22 protein-coding genes and 2 tRNA genes are annotated in these 22,843 nt (G+C 66.9%); 14 read left to right on the forward strand and 10 right to left on the reverse strand.

The window, feature by feature from the left end:
* The first annotated feature begins 18 nt into the window (after positions 1 to 18).
* Together moeB and aroQ are read left to right on the forward strand one after the other, a co-directional pair.
* Complete coding sequence (moeB, locus tag LC490_RS05730) at positions 19 to 1,155, forward strand: molybdopterin-synthase adenylyltransferase MoeB (protein WP_223619563.1); 1,137 nt, start codon at positions 19 to 21, stop codon at positions 1,153 to 1,155.
* Positions 1,145 to 1,699 (forward strand): gamma subclass chorismate mutase AroQ, encoded by a 555-nt coding sequence (aroQ, locus tag LC490_RS05735; RefSeq protein ID WP_223619564.1) that lies wholly within the window; start codon positions 1,145 to 1,147, stop codon positions 1,697 to 1,699. The genes moeB and aroQ overlap by 11 nt, the downstream gene beginning before the upstream one ends.
* 3 nt (positions 1,700 to 1,702) lie before the next feature.
* Here aroQ and LC490_RS05740 read toward each other — a convergent pair whose 3' ends face one another.
* On the reverse strand, positions 1,703 to 2,071 hold the full coding sequence (locus tag LC490_RS05740) for a RidA family protein (RefSeq protein WP_223619565.1): 369 nt from the start codon (positions 2,069 to 2,071) through the stop codon (positions 1,703 to 1,705).
* 10 nt (positions 2,072 to 2,081) lie between these two features.
* Complete coding sequence (locus LC490_RS05745) at positions 2,082 to 2,879, reverse strand: alpha/beta fold hydrolase (RefSeq protein ID WP_223619566.1); 798 nt, start codon at positions 2,877 to 2,879, stop codon at positions 2,082 to 2,084.
* A 257-nt stretch (positions 2,880 to 3,136) separates the two neighbouring features.
* Here LC490_RS05745 and LC490_RS05750 point away from each other — a divergent pair, with 257 nt between their 5' ends.
* The gene (locus LC490_RS05750) at positions 3,137 to 4,165 is read left to right on the forward strand and encodes a DUF2272 domain-containing protein (protein WP_223619567.1); all 1,029 of its coding nucleotides are present in this window, start codon (positions 3,137 to 3,139) and stop codon (positions 4,163 to 4,165) included.
* A gap of 1,047 nt (positions 4,166 to 5,212) precedes the next feature.
* On the opposite strand, the gene LC490_RS05755 is transcribed toward LC490_RS05750, so the two are convergent.
* Positions 5,213 to 5,545 carry a DUF1244 domain-containing protein gene (locus LC490_RS05755; protein WP_223619568.1) on the reverse strand — a complete coding sequence of 111 codons (333 nt, stop codon included), beginning with the start codon at positions 5,543 to 5,545 and terminating at the stop codon, positions 5,213 to 5,215.
* A 90-nt stretch (positions 5,546 to 5,635) separates the two neighbouring features.
* Between LC490_RS05755 and folD the strand changes: the two genes are divergently transcribed.
* The 4 genes from folD (at position 5,636) to LC490_RS05775 (ending at position 11,606) form a co-directional block, all read left to right on the forward strand.
* Positions 5,636 to 6,520: a bifunctional methylenetetrahydrofolate dehydrogenase/methenyltetrahydrofolate cyclohydrolase FolD gene (gene folD, locus LC490_RS05760; protein ID WP_223619569.1), complete on the forward strand. Its 885-nt coding sequence runs from the start codon at positions 5,636 to 5,638 to the stop codon at positions 6,518 to 6,520.
* A gap of 195 nt (positions 6,521 to 6,715) precedes the next feature.
* Positions 6,716 to 8,173, forward strand: a complete 1,458-nt coding sequence (guaB, locus tag LC490_RS05765) for an IMP dehydrogenase (RefSeq protein WP_031370694.1) — start codon at positions 6,716 to 6,718, stop codon at positions 8,171 to 8,173.
* A gap of 114 nt (positions 8,174 to 8,287) precedes the next feature.
* On the forward strand, positions 8,288 to 9,856 hold the full coding sequence (gene guaA / locus LC490_RS05770; protein ID WP_031370695.1) for a glutamine-hydrolyzing GMP synthase: 1,569 nt from the start codon (positions 8,288 to 8,290) through the stop codon (positions 9,854 to 9,856).
* Between the two features lie 1,531 nt (positions 9,857 to 11,387).
* A complete protein-coding gene (locus tag LC490_RS05775) occupies positions 11,388 to 11,606 on the forward strand; it encodes a hypothetical protein (protein ID WP_031370696.1) in 219 nt (72 codons plus the stop codon).
* A 19-nt stretch (positions 11,607 to 11,625) separates the two neighbouring features.
* Here LC490_RS05775 and LC490_RS05780 read toward each other — a convergent pair whose 3' ends face one another.
* On the reverse strand, positions 11,626 to 12,282 hold the full coding sequence (locus tag LC490_RS05780) for a TetR/AcrR family transcriptional regulator (RefSeq protein WP_223619570.1): 657 nt from the start codon (positions 12,280 to 12,282) through the stop codon (positions 11,626 to 11,628).
* Positions 12,283 to 12,501: 219 nt separating this feature from the next.
* Between LC490_RS05780 and LC490_RS05785 the strand changes: the two genes are divergently transcribed.
* Entirely contained in the window at positions 12,502 to 13,017 is a 516-nt protein-coding gene (locus LC490_RS05785) for a DUF1993 domain-containing protein (protein ID WP_031370698.1), read from the forward strand.
* A gap of 99 nt (positions 13,018 to 13,116) precedes the next feature.
* Positions 13,117 to 13,605 (forward strand): tRNA adenosine(34) deaminase TadA, encoded by a 489-nt coding sequence (gene tadA, locus LC490_RS05790; protein WP_031370699.1) that lies wholly within the window; start codon positions 13,117 to 13,119, stop codon positions 13,603 to 13,605.
* A gap of 82 nt (positions 13,606 to 13,687) precedes the next feature.
* Here the strand turns inward: tadA and LC490_RS05795 are convergent, their stop codons facing one another.
* Complete coding sequence (locus LC490_RS05795; RefSeq protein WP_051884431.1) at positions 13,688 to 14,173, reverse strand: DUF2721 domain-containing protein; 486 nt, start codon at positions 14,171 to 14,173, stop codon at positions 13,688 to 13,690.
* A 61-nt stretch (positions 14,174 to 14,234) separates the two neighbouring features.
* Positions 14,235 to 14,723 carry a DUF2721 domain-containing protein gene (locus LC490_RS05800; protein WP_051884433.1) on the reverse strand — a complete coding sequence of 163 codons (489 nt, stop codon included), beginning with the start codon at positions 14,721 to 14,723 and terminating at the stop codon, positions 14,235 to 14,237.
* 65 nt (positions 14,724 to 14,788) lie between these two features.
* Here LC490_RS05800 and orn point away from each other — a divergent pair, with 65 nt between their 5' ends.
* Positions 14,789 to 15,355, forward strand: a complete 567-nt coding sequence (orn, locus tag LC490_RS05805; RefSeq protein ID WP_031370702.1) for an oligoribonuclease — start codon at positions 14,789 to 14,791, stop codon at positions 15,353 to 15,355.
* A 45-nt stretch (positions 15,356 to 15,400) separates the two neighbouring features.
* On the opposite strand, the gene LC490_RS05810 is transcribed toward orn, so the two are convergent.
* Positions 15,401 to 16,354 carry a mechanosensitive ion channel domain-containing protein gene (locus tag LC490_RS05810; RefSeq protein WP_051884435.1) on the reverse strand — a complete coding sequence of 318 codons (954 nt, stop codon included), beginning with the start codon at positions 16,352 to 16,354 and terminating at the stop codon, positions 15,401 to 15,403.
* 7 nt (positions 16,355 to 16,361) lie between these two features.
* Positions 16,362 to 18,746, reverse strand: a complete 2,385-nt coding sequence (gene ppsA, locus LC490_RS05815; RefSeq protein ID WP_223619571.1) for a phosphoenolpyruvate synthase — start codon at positions 18,744 to 18,746, stop codon at positions 16,362 to 16,364.
* A gap of 133 nt (positions 18,747 to 18,879) precedes the next feature.
* Between ppsA and LC490_RS05820 the strand changes: the two genes are divergently transcribed.
* The 4 genes from LC490_RS05820 (at position 18,880) to LC490_RS05835 (ending at position 20,775) form a co-directional block, all read left to right on the forward strand.
* The gene (locus LC490_RS05820; protein ID WP_031370705.1) at positions 18,880 to 19,701 is read left to right on the forward strand and encodes a pyruvate, water dikinase regulatory protein; all 822 of its coding nucleotides are present in this window, start codon (positions 18,880 to 18,882) and stop codon (positions 19,699 to 19,701) included.
* Positions 19,702 to 19,986: 285 nt separating this feature from the next.
* The gene (locus LC490_RS05825) at positions 19,987 to 20,523 is read left to right on the forward strand and encodes a DUF1249 domain-containing protein (RefSeq protein WP_223619572.1); all 537 of its coding nucleotides are present in this window, start codon (positions 19,987 to 19,989) and stop codon (positions 20,521 to 20,523) included.
* A gap of 45 nt (positions 20,524 to 20,568) precedes the next feature.
* Positions 20,569 to 20,644: transfer RNA gene (locus tag LC490_RS05830), tRNA-Ala, on the forward strand.
* Between the two features lie 55 nt (positions 20,645 to 20,699).
* Positions 20,700 to 20,775: transfer RNA gene (locus LC490_RS05835), tRNA-Glu, on the forward strand.
* A 370-nt stretch (positions 20,776 to 21,145) separates the two neighbouring features.
* Here LC490_RS05835 and LC490_RS05840 read toward each other — a convergent pair.
* Together LC490_RS05840 and LC490_RS05845 are read right to left on the reverse strand one after the other, a co-directional pair.
* Positions 21,146 to 21,895: a hypothetical protein gene (locus LC490_RS05840; protein WP_223619573.1), complete on the reverse strand. Its 750-nt coding sequence runs from the start codon at positions 21,893 to 21,895 to the stop codon at positions 21,146 to 21,148.
* An 89-nt stretch (positions 21,896 to 21,984) separates the two neighbouring features.
* Positions 21,985 to 22,839 (reverse strand): STM4011 family radical SAM protein, encoded by an 855-nt coding sequence (locus tag LC490_RS05845; protein ID WP_223619574.1) that lies wholly within the window; start codon positions 22,837 to 22,839, stop codon positions 21,985 to 21,987.
* Positions 22,840 to 22,843: the final 4 nt, after the last annotated feature.

The raw sequence follows: 22,843 nt of genomic DNA on the forward strand, positions 1-22,843 counted from the left end.
AAAGCGGATAATCCGCGCATGAGCATCGAACAGATTTCCCCGGCGCAGGCGCGTCGGCGGCAACAGGCCGGCGCGGTCCTGATCGACGTGCGCGAGGCCCACGAACGTGCCGGCGGTCAGGCCGAACACGCGCGCGGCATCGCCAAGGACGCGCTCGAATCCGACCCTGCCGCGTTCTTGCCCGACCGCGACGCCGAGATCCTGCTGATCTGCCAATCCGGCGCGCGTTCGCTGCGCGCCGCGCAAACCTTGGTCGAAGCCGGCTATGCGCGCGTGGCCTCGGTCGAGGGCGGCACTTCGCGCTGGATCGCCGAGCGCTTGCCGCTCGCGGTGCTGGAGCAGTCCGACGAAGAACGCGATTTCTACGACCGCTATTCGCGCCATCTGCGCTTGCCCGAAGTCGGCGAGGCCGGGCAGCGCAAGCTGCAGGCCGCGCGCGTGGCGATGGTTGGCGCCGGCGGCCTCGGCTCGCCGGCCGCGTTCTATCTCGCCGCGGCCGGCATCGGCACCTTGGTGCTCGCCGACGACGACGTGGTCGATCGCAGCAACCTGCAGCGGCAGATCCTGCACACCGAGGAGCGCATCGGCGTGTCCAAGGTCGAATCGGCGCGGATCGCGCTGGCGGCCTTGAACCCGCGTGTGCGCGTGGAAACTTTTGCCGAGCGCATCGGCGCCGACAACGTCGAGCGGCTGATCGAGGGGGCCGACGTGGTCTTCGACGGCGCCGACAATTTTCCGGTGCGCTATCTGCTCAACGATGCCTGCGTGAAACTGGCTAAGCCTCTGGTCTACGGCGCGATCCATCGCTTCGAAGGGCAGGTCAGCGTGTTCGACGCCGGCCGTCAGCGCGGCGTGCGTCCCTGTTATCGCTGCTTGTTCCCCGAGCCGCCGCCGCCGGAAGCGGCGCCGAACTGCGCCGAGGCCGGCGTGCTCGGTGTGTTGCCGGGCGTGGTGGGGTTGGTCCAGGCGACCGAAGTCATCAAGTTGATCCTCGGGCTGGGCGAATCCCTGGCCGGCCGTCTGCTGCATTTCGACGCCCTGGGCATGCGCTTCCGCGAAACCCGGCTGGCGCCCGACCCGGATTGCCCGGTGTGCGCGGCGGGTCGCGAGTTCCCGGGTTACATCGACTATCAGGCGTTCTGCAGTGCGCACTGAGGTCGCCGCGATCGCCCTGGCCCTGGCGGCGTGTTCGGGCGCGGTCGCCGCGAAGCAGCCGACCCTGCCGGCCTTGACCCGCTTGGCCGAGCTCAGCGCCCAACGCCTGCTGCTCGCCGACACGGTGGCGGCGAGCAAGCGCCAGTCCGGCAAGCCGGTCGAGGACGCCGCACGCGAGAGCGAGCAACTCGAACGCCTAGGCGCGCAAGCCGCCGCGCATGGCCTGACCCAGGCCCAGGCCACGGCGTTCTTCAAGGCGCAGATGGAAGCCAACAAACTGATCCAATACCGCTTGCTGGCCGAGCCCCGTTTCGTGCGTCGATCGTCCGCCGCGGTCGACCTGGGACCGGTGCGCGAGCGCCTGGACCGTATCAACGTCGAACTGTTGGATACGCTCGCACCGGCCGTGCGCGAAGCGCAAGGCGAGGGCTGCGTGGTACGCGCCGATCGCGCGCAACGGCTGGCGGCGCGGCGTCATCGCCTGGATGCCTTGCACCGCACCGCGCTGGTACGGGCCTTCGGCGATCTGTGCCGGATGCCGTAAGGCTCAGTCGGCTGCGATCGCCTCGATCTCGACCAGCCAGCCTTCTTCGTACAGGCCGGTGATGATCACGGTCAGCGCCGGCGAATGTTCGCCGAGCAGCTCGTGACGAATCTCGTAGTTGCGTTGGCGATGGCGGCGATCGGTCAGAAAGGTCGTGACCTTGACCAGATGGCGGTAATCCATGCCGGCGGCCGCCAATTGGCGCGCGACATTGGCCCAGGCCTGGCGGCATTGGCCGTCGAAATCGTCGGCGAGCGCGCCGTCGTCGCTTTGCGGAATCTGGCCGCTGACGAACAGCATCCGCTTGAAGTCGCCGATCTCGTGCGCCTGCGCGTACGAGACCGCGGTCGGGTGAATGGCGCGTCGCTGCATGGCCGCGTCCTCAGTCCATGAACTCGCGCAGCGAGTCGCCGTAGGCCGGGTAGGTGCCGATGTTGTGGTGATCGGCGCCTTCCAGTTGCACCACGTCGACGCCTTGCGGCCGGGTCTGCAGCGAGTGGATCAGGCGTTGGGTGTTCGGCGCCGGGATGACATCGTCGGCGGTCGCGCGCACCACCAGGACCGGGCCGAAATAGCTGCGCAGATGGGTCACCGAGTCGTAGCGGTCCTTGACCAGCCAACGCGTCGGCAGCCAGCGGTAGTGCGCCTGCGCGGTCTCGCGCAGGCTGTCGAACGGCGTCACCAGCGCCAGCCGTTCGACCGGGCGATGGCCGGCCACGTAGCTGGCGACGCCGCTGCCGAGGCTGCGGCCGACGATGGCGACCGGCTGCCCCGGGTGTTCGCGCGCGACCTGGTCGAACACTGCCAGGGCATCGGCGAACAGCGCCGATTCCTCGGGACGGCCGTCGCTGGCGCCGAAACCGCGGTACGAGATGAGGTAAATGGTGCGGTCGGGAAACCACTGCGCCAGGGACTCGCGCATGTTCTCGATGCGTTCGGCGTTGCCGCCGAAATAGATCAGTGCCTTGCCCTGGCCGGAATTGAGCCGCCAACCGCGCAGGACGACGCTGCCGTGCTTGACCGTGTAGTCGGTCATCGCCACGCCCAGACGGGTGTTCTGCGGGAAATACAGCAAATCGCGCTGCTTGAAGTACAGCCAGCCGCAGACGCTGAGATAACCGGCCGCGGCGACGCCGACGAGCATGGTGACGGATGGGAGCAGACGCGGATTACGAGCCATCGATGCGGGGCCTTCCAAGGCGGGCAAGGGAGCGCGGGCGTTGGATTGCGCGCGCGCGGTGCGATCCGGGCGACGATAACCCGCGGCGTCGGTTTCTCGCCAGCGCTGCCGCTATCACACGACTTGCACAGACGATCCATAGGCTGGGCAAGGGCGGCCGATTGATCGATCATGCCGCCACCCCACGCGGCGTCGTCGTTCGACGGACCGTACCGTCGTTTCGCCGTGCCGCACGGCACCGCCTTGGAGAAGTGCCGATGTTCCGTTCGCTCGTGTTCGCCTGTCTATGGCTGTCGGCGGGCGCCGCCGTCGCCGCCGATGCCTGTCCGGCGTTGCGCGGGCAGACCACGGCGCCGGATGCGGCGACCCGCATCGCCGCGGCCGCCTGCACAGAGAACCTGCAGTGGTTCCGCCCCTTCATCGACGTGCAGGGGCGCCTGGCCAGCGCGACCCTCAGCGAAGCCGAGACCAGCCGGCTCGAGGACGGCGCCACCGAGACTTGGCGCCGCACCGTCAGTTACTGGCGCGACACCGGCCTGCTGCAGCGCATGGCCGGTTTCGCCGGCGCCAACCAATGCAGCGATCCCTACGGCGGCAGCTATCCGGCCGTCGCCTGCCGCGCCTTCCTGGTCGACAACCCCTGGTCGGCGGCGTTCGTGTCCTACGTGATGATGAAAGCCGCGGTCCCTGGGTTCCGGCCGTCGGCCAGCCATTACGACTATGTCCGCGATGCCTACCGCACGCCCGACCAGAGCCCGTTCCAATACCTGGACCCGAGCACCGCGCGTCCGGCGGCGGGCGACCTGCTGTGCGCGGTGCGTTCGGGCAGTCGCGTCTACGGTTACGACGGCCTGGTCGCCGCGCTCGATGGCGCGAGCGGCGCGCTCAACATGCATTGCGACATCGTCGTCGCGGTCAATCCCAACAACGACGGCAAGGCCTATCTGATCGGCGGCAACGTCCAGCAGGGCGCGACGATGCGGATCATGGCGGTCAACCGCAACGGCGAATTCTGGCCCTTGCCGCGTCGCAGCGAGACCCAGGTCGAGTGTTCGCCCGACACGGCTTCGGCTTGCGACATGAACAAGTTGGACTGGGCGGCGCTGCTGAAGCTCAAACCCGAGGCCTCGCTGGCCCAGCTCGCGCCTGCGATTCCCTTGTATGCCCCGCAGATGGCGCCGCCGGCGCCGACCCCGCAGGGCTGTTGCGTGCAGTGCGTGGTGGGCTCGGGCGTGCCGCGTTGCCCGAATCCGAATGCGCCCGGGGTGCGGCCGCAGCAAGAGTGAGGTTTGCCGTCTGCGGGCACGCGCATGCCGGACTGGCCTTGCCGTGCCGTGTAGACGCGGCGTAAACCGCGACCACGGAACGCGCACAGGCAGCGGTGCCGATGCCAGTCATCGAAGCGGCGTGCGATCGCGAGGGTAGGAGCGGCGCAAGCCGCGACCGCGAATCTACGGCTGCCGGCGCGGGTGATCGTAGCTGCGTGGTCGCGGCTTGCGCCGCTCCTACTCTTTGCAGCGCCGACGCTGCAGGATTGCCGTTGCCGTTGCCGTTGCCGTTGCTGTGCGCGGTTTCGCACTAGCGAAGGCCATCGAAGACCCGGAGGGCGGCGCGCAAGGATGCGCGCCGTTTTTCATCGGGACAGGGATGTCCCGTATGAAAAATCCCCGCGTCGGCACCGTTCGTGCGGGCCTGTGATTCAAAACAAAAGCATTTTTCTTTGGTGACTTTCTTTTGTTGCTTATGACAAAAGAAAGTTACCCGCCGCTTTAGTGGCGGAAGCTTTTATCGTTTGATCTTGTTTCCTTAGAAGCTTCAAGCAAGTGCAGAGCTTCCGTCCGCTAACGCGGCCGGGTTACTTTCTTTTGCTAAGCCCAAAAGAAAGGTAACCAAAGAAAAGGGCTCTTCTTGCAAGGGCACAGGCCACGAGTGCGATGCCCGCGCCGGGATTTTTCGATAGGACATCCTTGTCCTATCGAAAAACGGCGCACGTCCTGTGCGCCGCCCTCCGGGTCTACTGTTGACCGGCAAAGCGGTAAAGCAGATCAAAATCTTGGCAACTGCAACTGCAACTGCAACTGCAACTGCAACTGCAACTGCAACTGCAACTGCAACAACGACGCCGTTCTTGGGTAGGAGCGGCGCGAGCCGCGACCAAACGAAGAGGTTTAACGCCACGTCGCTGTCCGAAGCCCTGCTGCGCAGTGCGGAGCCGGAATGTCTCGGCTCCGGTCATTGCGCTTGCGTTCGTCGCTTCGTTCTGTCGCGGCTTGCGCCGCTCCTACCCCTGAGCAGCGCCGCCCAAGCCGACGGCCCGGAGCCGCCGATCGGGATCAGCCGTGGCGCTGCTGCGCGGCCTCGAACGCGGCCAACTGCTCCGGGGTGGCGTCCTTCTGATGCTGGGCCTTCCACTGCGCGAACGGCATGCCGTACACGGCCTCGCGGGCTTCGTCCTTGGTCATGGCGATGCCGCGCGCGTCGGCGGCTTCGCGGTACCAGTCGGCCAGGCAGTTGCGGCAGAAGCCGGCCAGGATCATCAGGTCGATGTTCTGCACGTCGCTGCGCTCGTGCATCAGGTGGGCGATCAGGCGCCGGAAGGCGGCGGCCTCGATCGCCAGGGTTTCGTGGTCCTGAGGGGGATGGTCGGGGGGCGGGGTGTGGCTCATGGCGGCGCTCGCGGTGACCCGGCAAAAAACGCGGGTGGGAATAGGGGATAATGCGCGGCCTCGACTCTACCGCAGCGCATCCGACCTCGCATGACGTCCACACCCCATTCGGCGCATCAGGCCCGCATCCTCGACGGCAAGCGCATCGCCGAGGATCTGCTCGACAATCTCAAGGCCCAGGTCGATGCGCGCATTGTCGCGGGCCAGTCGCGGCCGGGTCTGGCGGTGGTGCTGGTCGGCAACGATCCGGCCTCCAGCGTCTACGTGCGCAATAAGCGCCGCGCCGCGCAGAAGGTCGGGATCCGCGCGATCGACTACGACCTGCCGGCCGATACCAGCGACGAGCAGTTGCTGGCCCTGATCGACCGGCTGAACGCCGATCCCGAGGTCCACGGCATCCTGGTCCAGCTGCCGCTGCCGGACCGCCGCGACGCCACCGCGCTGATCCACCGCATCGACCCGCGCAAGGACGTCGACGGCTTCCATCCCGAAAACGTCGGCCACCTGGTCCTGCGCCAGTTCGGCCTGCGCCCGTGCACGCCGCGCGGCATCACCACCTTGCTGGGCTATACCGACCGCCCGGTGCGCGGGCAGAGCGCGACCATCGTCGGGGTCAGCAATCACGTCGGCCGGCCGATGGCGCTGGAGCTGATGATCGCCGGCTGCACCGTCACCAGCTGCCACAAATTCACCCCGCCGCAGGTCCTGGAGGCCTCGGTGCGCGGCGCCGACATCCTGGTGGTCGCGGTCGGGCGTCCGCAGCTGATCCCGGGCGAATGGGTCAAGCCGGGCGCGGTGGTCATCGACGTGGGCATCAACCGCCTCGACGACGGCCGCCTGGTCGGCGACGTCGGCTTCGATGCAGCGGCCCAGCGCGCCAGCTGGATCACCCCGGTGCCGGGTGGGGTCGGGCCGATGACGGTCGCGACCCTGATGCAGAACACCCTGGAAGCGGCCGAGGCCGCCGACGCCTGAGCGCCCGCGGGCAAAGGGTAGGAGCGGCGCAAGCCGCGACCACGCCCTTGCAGGTCGCGGCATCATCGGCGGTGTCCCCTGAGGCCCCCCGCCTGAATGCCGTCCTGACCGCGGAACGCCCAATTCCATGCGCAGGCGAGCGCCGGAGGCCCGGAACGGGATACAATGGCGCGCTTCATCCTCCCGGGCCCGCCCATGCTGCGCATCCAGGCTGAAGCGCTTACTTACGACGATGTGTCCCTCGTCCCCGCGCATTCGATCGTCCTGCCTAAGGACGTAAACCTCTCGACCCGCCTGACCCGCGACCTGTCGATCCGCCTGCCGATCCTGTCGGCGGCGATGGACACCGTCAGCGAGGCCCGCCTCGCGATCGCGTTGGCCCAGCTCGGCGGCATCAGCATCATCCACAAGAACATGAGCCTGGAAGCCCAGGCCGCGCAGGTCGCCCAGGTCAAGAAGTTCGAGGCCGGGGTGATCCGCGAGCCGTTCACCGTCGGTCCGGAAACGACCATCGGCGAAGTGCTCAAGCTGACCCGCGCGCGCAACATCTCCGGCGTGCCGGTGGTCGACGGCGGCCAGTTGGTCGGCATCGTCACCAGCCGCGACATGCGCTTCGAGACCAAGCTCGACGATCCGGTGCGCCACATCATGACCAAGCGCGACCGCTTGATCACGGTGCAGGAAGGCGCCAGCGACGACGAAGTGCTGCAGCTGCTGCACCGTCACCGCATCGAGAAGATCCTGGTGGTCAACGACGGCTTCGAGCTGCGCGGCCTGATCACGGTCAAGGACATCCAGAAGAAGACCGACAACCCCAACGCCGCCAAGGACAGCGCCGAACGGCTGCTGGTCGGCGCGGCGGTCGGCGTCGGCGGAGACACCGAAGCGCGCGTCGAAGCCCTGGCCGCGGCCGGCGTCGACGTGGTCGTGGTCGATACCGCCCATGGCCATTCGCAGGGCGTGCTCGACCGGGTCAAGTGGGTCAAGACCCGCTTCCCGCAGTTGCAGGTCATCGGCGGCAACATCGTCACCGGCGACGCCGCATTGGCGCTCATGGATCACGGCGCGGACGCGGTCAAGGTCGGCGTCGGCCCCGGTTCGATCTGCACCACGCGCGTGGTCGCCGGCGTCGGCGTGCCCCAGGTCACCGCGGTGGCGATGGTCGCCGAGGCCCTGCAGGACCGCATCCCGCTGATCGCCGACGGCGGCATCCGCTATTCGGGCGACATCGGCAAGGCGCTGGTCGCCGGCGCCTCCACGGTCATGGTCGGCGGCCTGTTCGCCGGCACCGAGGAAGCCCCGGGCGATATCGAACTGTTCCAGGGCCGCAGCTACAAGAGCTATCGCGGCATGGGCAGTCTCGGCGCGATGGAGCAGGGCTCCAAGGACCGCTATTTCCAGGACGCCTCCGACGCCGACAAGCTCGTGCCCGAAGGCATCGAAGGCCGCGTGCCGTACCGCGGCCCGCTGCACGGCGTGGTGCACCAGTTGGCCGGCGGTCTGCGCGCGACCATGGGTTACGTCGGCTGCGCGACCATCGAGGACATGCGCAAGAAGCCCAGCTTCGTGCGCATCACCAACGCCGGTGCGCGCGAAAGCCACGTCCACGATGTGCAGATCACCAAGGAACCGCCGAATTACCGAGCGGGTTGAAACCTAGGAACGAGTGAAGAGGAGTGAGGAACCAGTGTCCCGCTCCTCTTCGACCATTCCGAAGCCGCTTTTGCTCCTCTCGTTCCTCACTCCTCTCCATTCGTTGCCGGCTCCATGACTGACATCCATAGCGACAAGATCCTGATCCTCGACTTCGGCGCGCAGTACACCCAGCTGATCGCGCGCCGTATCCGCGAACTCGGCGTGTACTGCGAAATCTGGGCCTGGGACCACGATCCGGCGGAGATCGCCGCGTACGGCGCCAAGGGCATCATTCTTTCCGGCGGCCCCGAATCGACCACCGAGCACGGTTCGCCGCGCGCGCCGCAGCAGGTGTTCGATGCCGGCCTACCGATCCTCGGCATCTGCTACGGCATGCAGACCATGGCCAAGCAGCTCGGTGGCGAAACCGAGGCCGCGGACCAACGCGAATTCGGCCATGCCGAAGTGTCGCTGGTCGCCCACGACCGTTTGTTCGACGGCCTCAAGGATCACCCGGGCTCGCCGCCGCGCCTGGACGTGTGGATGAGCCACGGCGACCACGTCTCCAAGGCGCCGGAAGGCTTCACCGTCACCGCCAAGACCGACCGCATCCCGGTCGCCGCCTTTGCCGACGATGCGCGCCGCTGGTATGGCGTGCAGTTCCACCCCGAGGTCACCCACACCAAGCAGGGCCAGACCCTGCTGCGCCGCTTCGTGGTCGACATCTGCGGCTGCCAGACGCTGTGGACGGCCGCGCACATCATCGAAGACCAGATCGAGCGCGTACGCGCGCTGGTCGGCAGCGACGAGGTCATCCTCGGCCTGTCGGGCGGCGTCGACTCCTCGGTCGTGGCCGCGCTGTTGCACAAGGCGATCGGTGACCAGTTGACCTGCGTCTTCGTCGACACCGGCCTGCTGCGCTACAACGAAGGCGACCAGGTCATGGCGATGTTCGCCGAGCACATGGGCGTCAAGGTCGTGCGGGTCAATGCCGCCGACCGCTACTTCGACAAGCTCGCCGGCGTCAGCGACCCGGAAGCCAAGCGCAAGATCATCGGCAACCTGTTCGTCGAGATCTTCGACGAAGAGTCGAACAAGCTCGCCAACGCCAAGTGGCTGGCGCAGGGCACGATCTACCCCGACGTGATCGAGTCGGCCGGCAGCAAGACCGGCAAGGCCCACGTCATCAAGAGCCACCACAACGTCGGCGGCCTGCCCGAGCACATGAAGCTCGGCCTGGTCGAGCCGCTGCGCGAGCTGTTCAAGGACGAAGTGCGCCGCCTCGGCGTCGAACTCGGCCTGCCGCGCGAGATGGTCTATCGCCATCCGTTCCCGGGCCCGGGTCTGGGCGTGCGCATCCTCGGCGAAGTGAAGCGCGAATACGCCGATCTGCTGGCCAAGGCCGACCACATTTTCATCGACGAACTGCGCAAGGCCGGCCTGTACGACAAGACCAGCCAGGCCTTCGCGGTGTTCCTGCCGGTGAAATCGGTCGGCGTGGTCGGCGACGCGCGCGCCTACGAGTGGGTGATCGCGCTGCGCGCGGTCGAGACCATCGATTTCATGACCGCGCATTGGGCGCACCTGCCGTACGACTTCCTCGGCACGGTCTCCAACCGCATCATCAACGAACTGCGCGGCGTCTCGCGCGTGGTCTACGACATCAGCGGCAAGCCGCCGGCGACGATCGAGTGGGAATGAGCCGTCGCTGAGCACATCGCGGTCTTGTCGCGCACGGCAAGGTCGCGATGCCGTCGCATCGGCCGCGGCATGCGTGGCAACCTCCGCCTTGGTTGGGTAAAGCCAAGGCGAATCGTTCGGAACCGCTGGCTCTGGCCGCGGTTCCCGCGTTTTCCTGTTTGTTCTCAGGGCGCGCTTCGAAAATCGCGCTAGCGAAGTGCCGTGCCGGTGTCTGCCGTTCGGTTCCGCAGCGGCTGTCCGGGCGCGAGCCATCGTGTCGGCGGAGCATCAACCCAAGCTTTCATAGCGCTGCCTTCCGGCCCTGGCGTCGGGACGGGCGCTCCGTGCCCATTCCCGAGTGCGTTTGTGTGATTCGCAACGCGTTTCCGCGGGCCTGACGCCGCTAGGGTGCGAACGGCATCCGGGTATCGGCCCGGAGCCGCCAGGGGACACAAGGATGTCCGCACCCGCTTGGATGGGCTGCCTCATTACCGTCGTGTTTCGCGAAGCCGACGCGCGGCCGGGGTGGTCGTCGCGCCGCCGCGAACCGCCATGTTCCTGTTTTCGGGCGCCGGCGCCGACCAGGCCCGCAGTTGGTCTGTCCGCCATTGAATCTTCGGCATCGCCGGTCTGCACGACCGATGCGCATGAGCGTCATCCGACTGCTCAGGGCTTGAAGACTGTTGCGACGAAGCGCGTGCCGCCGTTGGTGCGCGCTCGCTCCGTCGAGGAGCGAGGCGAGCAAGCACTGCGAAATACGAGCTCGCGACGGCGAAACGCCGAATCGCGGGACCGATTGGCTGCGGAAGGAGTCGCGGCGAACCCGCGCTGGACGGCACCCGCCGTCGGCGTCCGAGACGGCGGGGAAGGAGAGCCCCGGTCGTCCCATCACCATAGGAGAAGGCGATGAATAGGAAGTCCCGTACCAAGGTATTGCTGGCTTGCTTCGCGTTCGGCTTGGGTCTCAGTGTCAGCCTCAGCGCGTTCGCGCGGCCCTGCTGCAGCAGCTGCGATCCGGACGATCCGGATTCGCGTTGCTGGGCCATTTGCTCGCCGGGCTGCTGATTCCGGCACCAGGAAGGGGCGGGTTGACCGCCCCTTCCTTCGATCCACGAGGACCGCCGCGGCTCTGTCCGCTGTCCGCTGCCGATGCCGCGCCTCGGCAAGCGAAGCTATTCACCACAGATCCCCAGAGCCGAGCCCGATGCACTCGCCGGCGCCGCCGACATGCCCGCGACATCGGGTCACATCCGATGGATAACTGCGTCTCGGATCATGACATCGCCACAGTGGCGCCTTCGATTTAGGACAAAGCCAGTCCGGAATGGGGCGTAGCTTCGCCGCATGACGATCTGTCCCGGGGCCTCGATCCAAGCGGCTCACGGGCATCCGTCTGCGCATAGAAGCCGGGTATGTCGAGCCGCCTTTCGCGTTTACGCGTGATCGCTGTCGATTTTGGAGTGCTCGACTCGTCGTTTCTTCAGTGCCGGCCGATCCAGGCAATCGCCGTGGCCGACCTGCACGAGGAACGGCCTTGATAAGGAGAAGTTCGATGTCGAGATATCTGCCGGTGGTGGCGGCCTTGCTGGCCTTGCCGCATCTGATCGCGGCCGCGTCTGCGCGGACCGAATCGGATGCGGCGCGCAGCGAACATGCGATCGAGCTGGAACGGGCCCGCTGCGACGCGCTTTACCGGAAACACCCCGTGGCGGCACCCAGAAAGACCGCGAAGCCGATCGTGGCCGCGCCGCGATCGCTCGGTGCGCACTGAGCGCGCCAGCGCGCTTGCTTCAGGCTGAGGGCCAGGCGCGCATCGCGATGCGCACGACCTGCGCCAGCTGCACCGTCGTCGCACCGTCGCGTGCCTGGATCGACAGGCCCTGGGTCAGGGCGGTGAGGAACTTGGCCAACGCTGCCGCATCGGTATCGGCCGGCAGGTCGCCCACGCGCATACCGCGCTCGATGCGCAGCAGGAATTGGCTCTCGAGCGCGCTGCGATAGCGCGCGAGCTCTTCGCGCAGTTCGGCCGGCAGACCGCCGGCTTCGGCCGCGATCAACATGCAGCCGGAGCGCTGTTCGGACTCCACGAAACTCTGCCCGATCGCTTCGAAGAAGGCTTCGAAGGCTTGGCGCGTGCTCATGTTTTCGTCGGCGAGCAAGCGTCCGCCGTTGCAGCGGTAGCCGTCGATGTAGCGGGCGATGGCGGCGCGGAACAATTGTTCCTTGCTGCCGAACGCAGCGTACAGGCTGGGGGCGGCGATGCCCATCGCGGCGGTGAGCTCGCTCAGCGACGTCGCCTCGTAACCCTGGCACCAGAACAAGCGCATCGCCGTTTCCAGGGCCTGCTCGCGGTCGAACACCCGCGGCCGGCCGCGTGGGCGGGGCGCCTGCTTGCAGCTGTCCGAGGCCTCGGCGAGGGGCTCGGGTTTCGCAACGGGTATTTCCATAGCGATCGATAATAAAATCGTTGACCCGGCCGGGGCAAGCGGCCAGAATCCCGCTCGTATTCCTTAGCAATCGCTACATTAAGTTTCCGGCCCGGAGTCGCCACTACCTGTGTGGCGCGAGCCTGCGCCGTGCAGTCGGTTTCGATCCATCCGCAAGCAGCTCACCGGCGTGCCGTCCGACGACGGCGCGTTCGCCACCACGCCACCAAGAGAATCCCCATGAATCTATCCTTGTACGACATCTCGGTACCCAGCCTGTTGCGCGGTCTCGACACGCTCTCGCACTTGCTCGACAAGGGCGCGGCGCATGCGCAGGAGCAGGGCATCGAGGTCGGGCAGTTGCTCGGCGGCCGTCTCGCCCCCGACATGTACACGCTGACCCGCCAGGTGCAGGCGGCCAGCGATGCGGCCAAGTTCGGCGCCGCGCGCCTGGGCGGCATCGCGCCGCCGAGCTTCCCCGATACCGAAACCACCCTGGACGAGCTGCGCGAGCGTATCGCCCGCACCCAGGAGTTCCTGCGCAGCGTGCCGCGCGAGAGCATCGAGGGCCAGGAGCAGCGCGAGGTCGTGATCCGCCCGCCGAACGCGCCGGAGCTCAAGTTCGTCGCCGCCGATTACATCCGTTTCTTCGTGCTGCCGAACTTCTATTTCCACCTGACCACCGCCTACGGGATCCTGCGTCACCAGGGCGTGGCCCTGCGCAAGCCGGACTTCCTCGCCGCCGGCTCGATCTGAGCCGCAGCGGCCCCGCATGCAGGCGCACCGGCACGGCCGGTGCGCCGCCGCGGCGCGTCGGCGATAATCGCCGCTTTCCACGAGCGGGACCCGCGCCGAGTGAGCGAGCTGGCCGACATCGACGAACGCTGGATGCGGCATGCGCTGGCCCTGGCCGAACGCGCCGAGCGCGAAGACGACGAAATCCCGGTCGGGGCGGTGTTGGTCTCGGCCGACGGCGAGGTGCTCGGCGAGGGCTGGAACCGCAACATCGGCAGCCACGACCCCAGCGCGCACGCCGAGATCGTCGCCCTGCGCGAAGGCGGCCGGCGGCTCGCCAATCACCGTCTGATCGGCACGACCCTGTACGTGACCCTGGAGCCTTGCGCGATGTGCGCGATGGCGATGGTGCATGCGCGCGTCGCGCGCGTCGTGTTCGGCGCCGGCGACCCCAAGACCGGCGCGGCCGGCAGCGTGTTCGACCTGTTGACCGATCCGCGCCACAACCATCGCATCGAGGTGCGCGGCGGGGTGCTCGGCGAAGAGGCCGGCGCGCGTCTGACCGCATATTTCCGCCGCAAGCGCGGCAAGCCGATCGCAGGGGCGTAGCTCGCATCCGGCGAGTTTCCGGCGCGGGCGCGTAAACGCCGGCTCGTGCGAGGCCTTCGCTCTCAACGCGCGCCGTCGCGCATCAGCGCCGCTTCTGGCGTCCGTTGTCGCGGTCGAATTCGCGCTTCACTTCGGCATCGAGCATGCTCACGCTCATGCGCGCTTCCCGGCCCATGTTGATCGACGCGGCGAGTACCAATAGCACGCCGCACATCGCCAGGCCGGTCGGTACGCCGCGCAGGCGGTAGTCGGTGAACTGGTCGATGCCGATCGCCAGGCTGGTGGCGACGAAGGCGGTCATGGCGCCGTACAGCAACTGCAGGCAGATCAGGATCAGGCGCACGCGTCGGCGGTGCAGGATGATGCGCGCCTCCAGATAATCGCGGGCCTGCTCGTCGACGGTGTCCTCGAGTTGGTTCAGTTGCTGGCGCATGCGGTCGACCACGCGTGCCAGGCGGTTGTTCGAGGACACCAGCAGCGAAGCGGTTGCGGTCAGGAAGAACGCCGGCGTGATCATCGCCGACACCACGGTGTAATGGCTGCTCAGTTGCAGCAGAGGATCGGCCATGACGGGCTCCAGGATCGATGCGCGCGAAGCCCGATGATGCCGCAAGCCGGGCCGCAGCGGTTCATGCGCGCGGCTTGGACCAGCGCTTCATCGCGGTGATGTGGCCGTGGTCCATTTCCTCGTTGACCGCCTCGACCGCCAGCGAGGATTCGCGCGCGAGCAGCAGGCTGGCGGCGAACATCGCCAGCACCCCGAGCGCGGCGAGGATCGTCGGCACCGCGCCGAGCCGGTAGCCGAGGAAGGCGTCGCCGGCCACGCTCAGGCTGGTGCCGACGAAGAAGCTGATCGCGGTGTAGAGCAACTGGCTGCCGCGCAGGATGATCTTGCTGCGCTTCTTCTGGCGCAGGATGTGGCGTTCGAGCTGGTCGCGCTCCTCGGCGTCCTCGGTCTCGGCCAGTTCCTTCAGCAGGACCCGGGCGCGGTCGATCACCCGCGCCAGGCGGTTGTTGGCCGACAGCAGCAGCGAGGCGGTCGCGGTCAGGAAGAACGCGGGGGCCAGCATCGCGGTGAGGATCGCGTAGTGGGCGAAAGAGGCGGCGTTCTGGCTCATTGCGGTACGGCAGCGGGGAAGGGGGCTGGGCTATCATGCCGCGACACGGGCACGACGGCGAGGCTATGAGCGACAAGACAGGGCAGGAGCACCGGCTGATCTGGATCGATCTGGAGATGACCGGGCTGGATACCGACCGCGATTCGATCCTGGAAATCGCCACCGTCGTCACCGATGCGCAGCTGCAGGTCCTGGCCGAAGGGCCGGAACTGGCCATCGCCCATCCGCTCGAACGCCTGCAGGCGATGGACGAGTGGAACCGCCACCAGCACGGCAAGTCCGGCCTGTGGAAGCGCGTGCTCGAACAGGGCGTGGCGATGGAAGAGGCCGAAACCCGGACCCTGGAATTCCTCGCCCAGTGGGTGTCGCCGAACACCTCGCCAATCTGCGGCAATTCGATCTGCCAGGATCGCCGCTTCCTGCACCGCTGCATGCCGCGGCTGGAGAAGTACTTCCACTACCGCAACCTCGACGTCAGCACGATCAAGGAGCTGGCGCGGCGCTGGGCCCCGGACGTGCTGGCCGGGTTGAGCAAGGACAGCAAACACACAGCCCTGAGCGACGTCATGGACTCGATCGCCGAGCTCAAGCATTACCGCGCGGCGATGGGCAAGTTGGGCGGATTGGGCTGAGGCTACCCTGAGGCCACCGCCTCGGGGATCGGCGAAGCCGCTGGCTCACGCCTTCGGCTTGACCACCGGCTGGGCCACATCGCCGTCGTCGGCGATGGCCTTGGTCAGCACTTCGGTCAGCGGGCGGCCGTCGGCGTCGTGGTGATACACGTGCAGATCGCGCTGCGGGTAGGGGATGTTGAGGCCCTTGCCGATCAGCTCGTTGCGGATGCCCTCGACCAGGTCACTCTTGGTCCGCATCAGGTTCGCGGTCTTGACCCAGGAGCGCAGCTCCAGGTTGACGCTGCTCTCGGCCAGGGCCGTCACCAACACTTCCGGCGCCGGGTCCTGCAGCACGTTCGGATGCGCGGTGGCCAGGGCCAGCAGGGTTTCCTTGGCGACCTTGAGGTCGTCGTCGTAGCCCACGCCGACGGTCAGGTCGATGCGGCGCTTGGGGTTGGCGGTGAAGTTGATGATCGCCGCGGTGGTGATCAGGCTGTTCGGCAGCACGATCACGCGGTTGTCGATGGTGCGCAGGCGGGTCTGGAACACGCGGATCTGTTCGACCGTGCCCTCGATGCCGGCGGCCTGGACATGGTCGCCGGCCCGGAACGGGCGCAGCACGATCAGCATCACGCCCGAGGCGATGTTGGACAGCGAGTCCTTCAGCGCCAGGCCAATGGCCAGGCCGGCCGCGCCGAGCACGGCGAGCACCGAGGTCATCGGCACGCCGAGCTGCTGCAGGGCCGCGACCGCGACGATCACGATCATCGCCGCGTAGGCGATGTTGCGCAGGAAGCCACGCAGGGTGACTTCCATGTTGGCGCGGGTCATGACCCGCTCCAACGCGCGTGACAGCCACTTGGCCAGCCACAGGCCGATCAGCAGGATCGCCAGGGCGCTGATCAGGACCAGGCCCTTGGTCTGCGCCCAGGCGAGCAGCTTGTCGATGTCGAAGCCGGCCTCAAGTCCCAGCAGGGACTTGGGGACCAGCGCCTGCACCGCGTCCTTTTCCGTCATCGTGCGCTCAGGCCTGGGCCTTGGCTTTCGCCTTGGCCAGGCGCAGCCAGGTGTCGACCACGGTGTCCGGGTTCAGCGACACCGACTCGATGCCCTGATCCATCAGCCATTCGGCCAGGTCGGGGTGATCGCTCGGGCCCTGGCCGCAGATGCCGACGTACTTGCCCTTGGCGCGCGCGGCCGAGATCGCCATCGCCAGCAGCTTCTTGACCGCCGGATCGCGCTCGTCGAACAGGTGGGCGACGATCGCCGAGTCGCGGTCCAGACCGAGGCTGAGCTGGGTCAGGTCGTTGGAACCGATCGAGAAGCCGTCGAAGATCTCGAGGAACTCGTCGGCCAGCAAGGCGTTCGAGGGGACCTCGCACATCATGATGATCTTCAGACCATTCTCGCCCTTGCGCAGGCCGTTCTTCTCGAGCACTTCCAGCACGCGACGGCCCTCGTCGAGGGTGCGCACGAACGGGATCATGATCCAGCAGTTGGTCAGGCCCATTTCCTCGCGCACCTTCAACACCGCCTGGCATTCCAGGGCGAAGGCGTCGGAGAAGCTCGGGTCGACGTAGCGGCTCGCGCCGCGGAAGCCGATCATCGGGTTCTCTTCGTGCGGCTCGTAGCGGGTGCCGCCGATCAGGTTGGCGTATTCGTTCGACTTGAAGTCCGACAGGCGCACGATCACCGGATGCGGCGCGAACGACGCGGTGATGGTGGCGATGCCTTCGGCCAGGCGGTCGACGTAGAACTGCACCGGGTCGTTGCCGTAGCCGGCGATCTTGGCGTCGATCTTCTTCTTGGTATCGGCGTCCTGCGAGGCGTATTCGAGCAGCGCCTTGGGATGGATGCCGATGTGGCTGGCGATGATCATCTCCAGGCGCGCCAGACCGACGCCGGCGTTCGGCAGCATCGCGAAATCGAACGCGCGCTCCGGGTTGGCGACGTTCATCATCACCTTGAGCGGCGCCGGCGGCATCTTGTCGAGGTCGGCGACGTGCCGCTCGAAGGGCAGGCTGCCGTCGTAGATGAAACCGGTGTCGCCTTCGGCGCAGCTGACCGTGACGACCTGGCCGTCCTTGATCGCATCCAGGCCGTTGGTGGTGCCGACGACCGCCGGCACGCCGAGTTCGCGGGCGATGATCGCCGCGTGGCAGGTGCGGCCGCCGCGGTTGGTCACGATCGCCGCGGCGCGCTTCATCACCGGCTCCCAATCGGGGTCGGTCATGTCGGCGACGAGCACGTCGCCCGGCTGCACGCGGCTCATGTCGTCGAGGTTGCGCACCACGCGCGCCACGCCGCTGCCGATCTTCTGGCCGATGGCGCGGCCTTCGGTGATGATCTCGCCGCGCTTTTCGAGCTGGTAGCGCTCGATCTGGGTGGCCTTGCCGCGCGACTTCACCGTCTCCGGGCGCGCCTGGACGATGAACAGCTTGCCGCTGACGCCGTCCTTCGCCCACTCCACGTCCATCGGACGGCCGTAATGCTTTTCGATGACCAGCGCCTGCTTGGCGAGCTCGTGCACGTCGGCATCGTTGATCGAGAACGTCGCGCGCAGTTCGGCCGGGGTGTTCTCGGTGCGCACGCGCTCGCCGGGCTGGTCGGAATAGACCATGCGCAGTTGCTTGGCGCCGACCGAGCGGCGCAGGATCGCCGGCTTGCCCTGTTGCAGAGTGGGCTTGTAGACGTAGAACTCGTCGGGATTGACCGCGCCTTGCACGACCATCTCGCCCAGGCCGTAGCTGGAAGTGATGAAGACCACGTCGCGGAAGCCCGACTCGGTGTCGAGGGTGAACAACACGCCGGAGGCGCCGACGTCGGAGCGCACCATCAACTGCACGCCGGCCGACAGGAATACGTCCTCGTGCTTGAAACCGTGGTGCACGCGGTAAGCGATGGCGCGATCGTTGTAGAGGCTGGCGAAGACTTCCTTGACCTTGCGCACCACGTCGTCTTCGCCGGTGACGTTCAGGAAGGTTTCCTGTTGGCCGGCGAAGGACGCGTCGGGAAGGTCTTCGGCGGTGGCCGAGGAGCGCACCGCGACGGCGACGTCGCCGCCGCCGTTCTCGTTACAGAGCTTGCGGTAGGCGGTGCGGATGTCCTGGTCGAGATCGTCCTGCAGCGGCGACTCGATGACCCAGCCGCGGATCTCGGCGCCGGCGGCGTTCAGCGCCGGCACGTCTTCCACGTCCAGCGTCGCCAGCTTGTCGAAGATGCGCTGGTGCAGGTTGTTATGGGCGATGAAGGCCTTGAAGGCTTCCGAGGTGGTGGCGTAGCCGCCGGGCACCGATACGCCGAGGTTGGCGAGGTTGCCGATCATCTCGCCGAGCGAGGAATTCTTGCCGCCTACGCGGGCGAGATCGTTGAGGCGTAACGCGTGCAGCCAGAGGATGTTCTCGTTCAAGACACACAATCTCCGAGGGGGGAGGACACGTCGGGGCGCGGCCAAGCGGCTATGATCGCCCGGGCGTCGGGTGCATACAAGCTTGATCCGACGGGCTTTTTCGTATTGGTGCAGCTTCGAGACGGGGTGGGCGATGGCAGGAACAAGACCGGTTTTCTACGTTTCCGACGGTACCGGCATCACCGCCGAGACTATCGGTCACAGTTTGCTGACCCAGTTCACCGAGACCCGGTTCGTCACCGATCGCATCGCTTTCGTGGACAGCGTCGAGCGCGCCCAGGACGCCGCGGCCAAGATCCGCGAGGCCGCCGTGGTCCACGGGGTGCGGCCGGTGGTGATCAATTCCTGCATGGACGGGGAGGTCGGCGCGGCCCTGGCCGAGAGCGGGGCCCTGATGCTGGACGTATTCGCGCCGTTCATCGAACCGCTGGAGCGCGAGCTGCACGAGACCCGCCAGCGCCGGGTCGGCCAGGCCCACGGAATCGCCGACTTCGAGACCTACCACCGCCGCATCAACGCGATGAATTTCGCCCTGACCCACGACGACGGGGCCAGCGTCGACTACGCCGAGGCCGACCTGATCCTGGTGGCGGTGTCGCGGGCCGGCAAGACCCCGACCTGCGTTTATCTGGCGCTGCATTACGGGGTGCGCGCGGCGAACTATCCGCTGACCGAGGAAGACCTCGAGCACGACCGCCTGCCGCCGCGCCTGCGGCCCTACCGCAACAAGCTGTTCGGCCTGACCATCGACCCGGTCCGGCTGCAGCAGATTCGCCAGGAGCGACGGCCGAACTCGCGCTACGCCCAGTTCGAGACCTGCAAGCGCGAGGTCGCTGCGGCCGAGATGATGTTCCGGGCCGAGCGCATCCCGACCCTGAGCACCACCCACACCTCGATCGAGGAAATCTCGAGCAAGGTGCTGACCACCCTGGGCATCCATCGCGAAATGTTCTGATGCCGCCATGCGCGGCGCGGATGCGAGCGAGCGAATACGCGGGGCAGGGCAGGCCCTGAGTGCGATGCGGAGCAGGGAGGGTTGCGAGGCGATGGCTCGCGGATGAACGCATGAACCGGGGCGTAGGACCGCGCGCCGCAGTGGGGTTCGGGGGGCGAATTCCGGAGCGCGTACTTCGGCGTGTTTCCGGCCCCGTTCGCCTTGGCGAAGAGCCTACAAATTAAGGCTTTTTTGCCATTGCGTCAATCCTGCCGCGCGCTGCGCAAGGCGTGTAGGATCGCGAACATGAGCACCGCCGCCTCCCGCTTCGCGCGCCTTCCCAAACTCAGCCGTTTCGGCTGGTTGATGGGCTTGTACGCGGAGAATCACGCTCGTCTTTCGCGCCTGTTTTCTCCGGCCGAGCTCGCACGCGGCGTGTACCTGTCCGACGTCGGCGACGGCCTCGACCTGCGCCTGGACGTGATCGAGCAGCATCGCTATACGACCGAAATGCGCTTGACGTATGCGCTGCAGGACCCCCTGACCGGCGAGCCCGACCCGTCCGCGTATCTGCGCCTGTATCACGACGCGCACCAGGTCGAAGCCACCCATTGCTATGTCGGCCGCCGCTGGCAGGACGTCATCGGCATGTACCCGCCGCCGGCGGAGGTGATCGGCCACCGCATGCGCATGAATACTTTTTTAGGAAAGTGGCTCGAGTATCTAGCGGAACGGGGTCATGGCATGGCAACATTGCGCCCGGTCGAACACGACCCCGCGCAGCCCGATCCATTCGGCCCAGGCGACGCGGGACCGGGAAAAAATTTAGCGATGAATGCTTGACGACATCGCTGAACGCCCGCTAAGATGTTCGTCTTTCCAGCACGTGGGGCCATAGCTCAGCTGGGAGAGCGCTACAATGGCATTGTAGAGGTCGCCGGTTCGATCCCGGCTGGCTCCACCACTCTTCGGAACTGAAAGGGTTTCCGGACGAGTTAGCTGCAAGAACAACAAGTTTTGTCCCCATCGTCTAGAGGCCTAGGACATTACCCTTTCACGGTAGCGACCGGGGTTCGAATCCCCGTGGGGACGCCAAACAACACAGAAGGCCGCCGAAAGGCGGCCTTCTGTGTTTTCGTTCGTTCGTTCGTTCGTTCGTTCGTGCGACGAACGAATGCCGCCGGCATGCCCGCGTTCGTGGCTGCGCTTTCATGGCCTGTCTTGCATGGCTCGATAAGCGGAGCGCGTAGGGCCGGCGATGTGCATCGACGCATCGTGCGCGCGGCGCGCCTGTCGAGCCGCGATCGTCGACGAGGCAAGGATCGCAAGCGCGCCGACGAGATCGTGCGACGGATGCGTACGACGGATGCGCGCGCCGCGGCGCGCGCATTGCCGATACGGTCGTTGCGCCGCCGCGGGCACTCGCCCGAACAGTCTCGATCGGCCTCGATTGGCCTTGTCAGCTTTAATCGGCAGCGACTTCGGCGTACATGCCGTTGTGCACGGTCTCGATGATGTCGTTATAGCTGCCGGTGGACCACGGCTGTCCCTTGCCCGGCGCATACAAAGTCATCTTGGCCGGAACCACCCGGCTGCCGGCCTGATCGAGCAAGCGATCGAACTCGGTCAGCCCTTCCAGCAATTTCTTGGTCTTGAGCTTGGCCGGATTGCCCTTCTTCGCCAGCACATCCTGCATGCGCGCGCTCAGCGCCGGCACGGTGCATTCGAGTTCGACCTCGCTGATCCGCCCGTTCTTGACGTATTCGTTCGCTTGCTCGGTGTTCGACAGGCCGCGGCATTGCGCGCCGGCCGCGAGTTGGTTGACCCGCTTGATCGCTGCGGCGAGGGCGGGCTTGGCCTTGGCTTTGTCGACCTTCGGCATGTCCGCCAGGATGCCGTCGGCGAAGCCTTCGTACTGCTGCTCCATGCCGACCGTGTCGGCCAGGTCCTCGAGATCGAAGGCGTTTTCGCTATTGGCGTACAGCGGTTTGGAGTAGGCGTTGAGTTGCTTCGCCGCTTCGAGGTCCTGCCTCAGCGCGACGCGCGCGTAAAGCTCGGCGACCTGCTCGGGCTTCATGGTGATCTTGAGCGCGCGGGTCTTGGCTTTGGCGGCCTTGGACGGCTTGGCGGCGAACGCCGGGTCGAAGGCCGGCGCGAGCACGGCCGGAATCAACAGCGCGGCCAGCAGCGCATTACGGAGAGGGTTGCGGGACATAGGGCGTTCCTTTGCGTGGGAAGAGGGTGGTTTGCCGGTTCAAAGCGACCGGCTGGTCCGGCCGAGGCGGGCATGCGGGCCCGCCGAAGTCATAGGACGAACGACGGCACCCGTTCCAGCACGCCGCCGGCGTAGTCGCGCTGGAACGGCAGGTCCGGGCGATGGGCGTAGCCGATGTAGCAGTCGCAACGCGAGTTCGGACAGCTGCGGGTGCGCAGTTGCGCCGCGTAGCTGCCGTCGTAGAGGTTGCCTAGCGGTTCTGCGACGAAGTGGCAGCGCTTGACGTTGCCGTCGCCGTCGACCGAGACCACGTTTTCGCCGGTCAGGCAGGGCGCACCCAGGCTCGGCGCGGGGTCGAGGTTGTAGCGGAAGTGCGGGTCGATGCGTTGCAGGCGCTCGATCTGAGCCTCGTCGTAGTAACCCGGCGGACGCTCGTCGTAGGCGTTGAGCCACAGCGGCGTGTGCGCCGGTAGTTCGGCCCGCAGCGCTTCGATTTCGTCCAGGTGCTCGTGCAGGGCGACCATGCCGACGCTGTGGCGCACGCCGCGGCGCGCGAGTTCGCGGCAGCGGGCGAGGAAGGCCGCTCGCGTGACCTGGGTCGGGTGATAGGTGCACCACAGTGCGAGCGTGCGGGTATCGACGTCGTCGAGCCAACGCATGCCGACGCACAGGTTGGTCTGGATGGCGACCCGGCGCACCTGCGGCAGGTGGCTCAGGCGGGTCATCGCGTCGCGGTAGTGGCGGCGCACCAGGCCTTCGCCCCAGGGGGTGAACAGGATCGACAGGTCCATGCGCTGCTGCATCGCCCAATCGACGAAACGCGCCAGGTCGTCGGCGTCGCGACGCAGCGCGGCGCGGCTGTCGTAGGTCTTCGCGAACGGGCAGTAGGCGCACTCGTAGTTGCAACTGCTGAGCCGGCCGCGATAGAGCAGGGACAGGTGCATGCGC

The organism is Lysobacter sp. ESA13C (genome assembly GCF_019970005.1).
Classification (GTDB): domain Bacteria; phylum Pseudomonadota; class Gammaproteobacteria; order Xanthomonadales; family Xanthomonadaceae; genus Lysobacter; species Lysobacter antibioticus_B.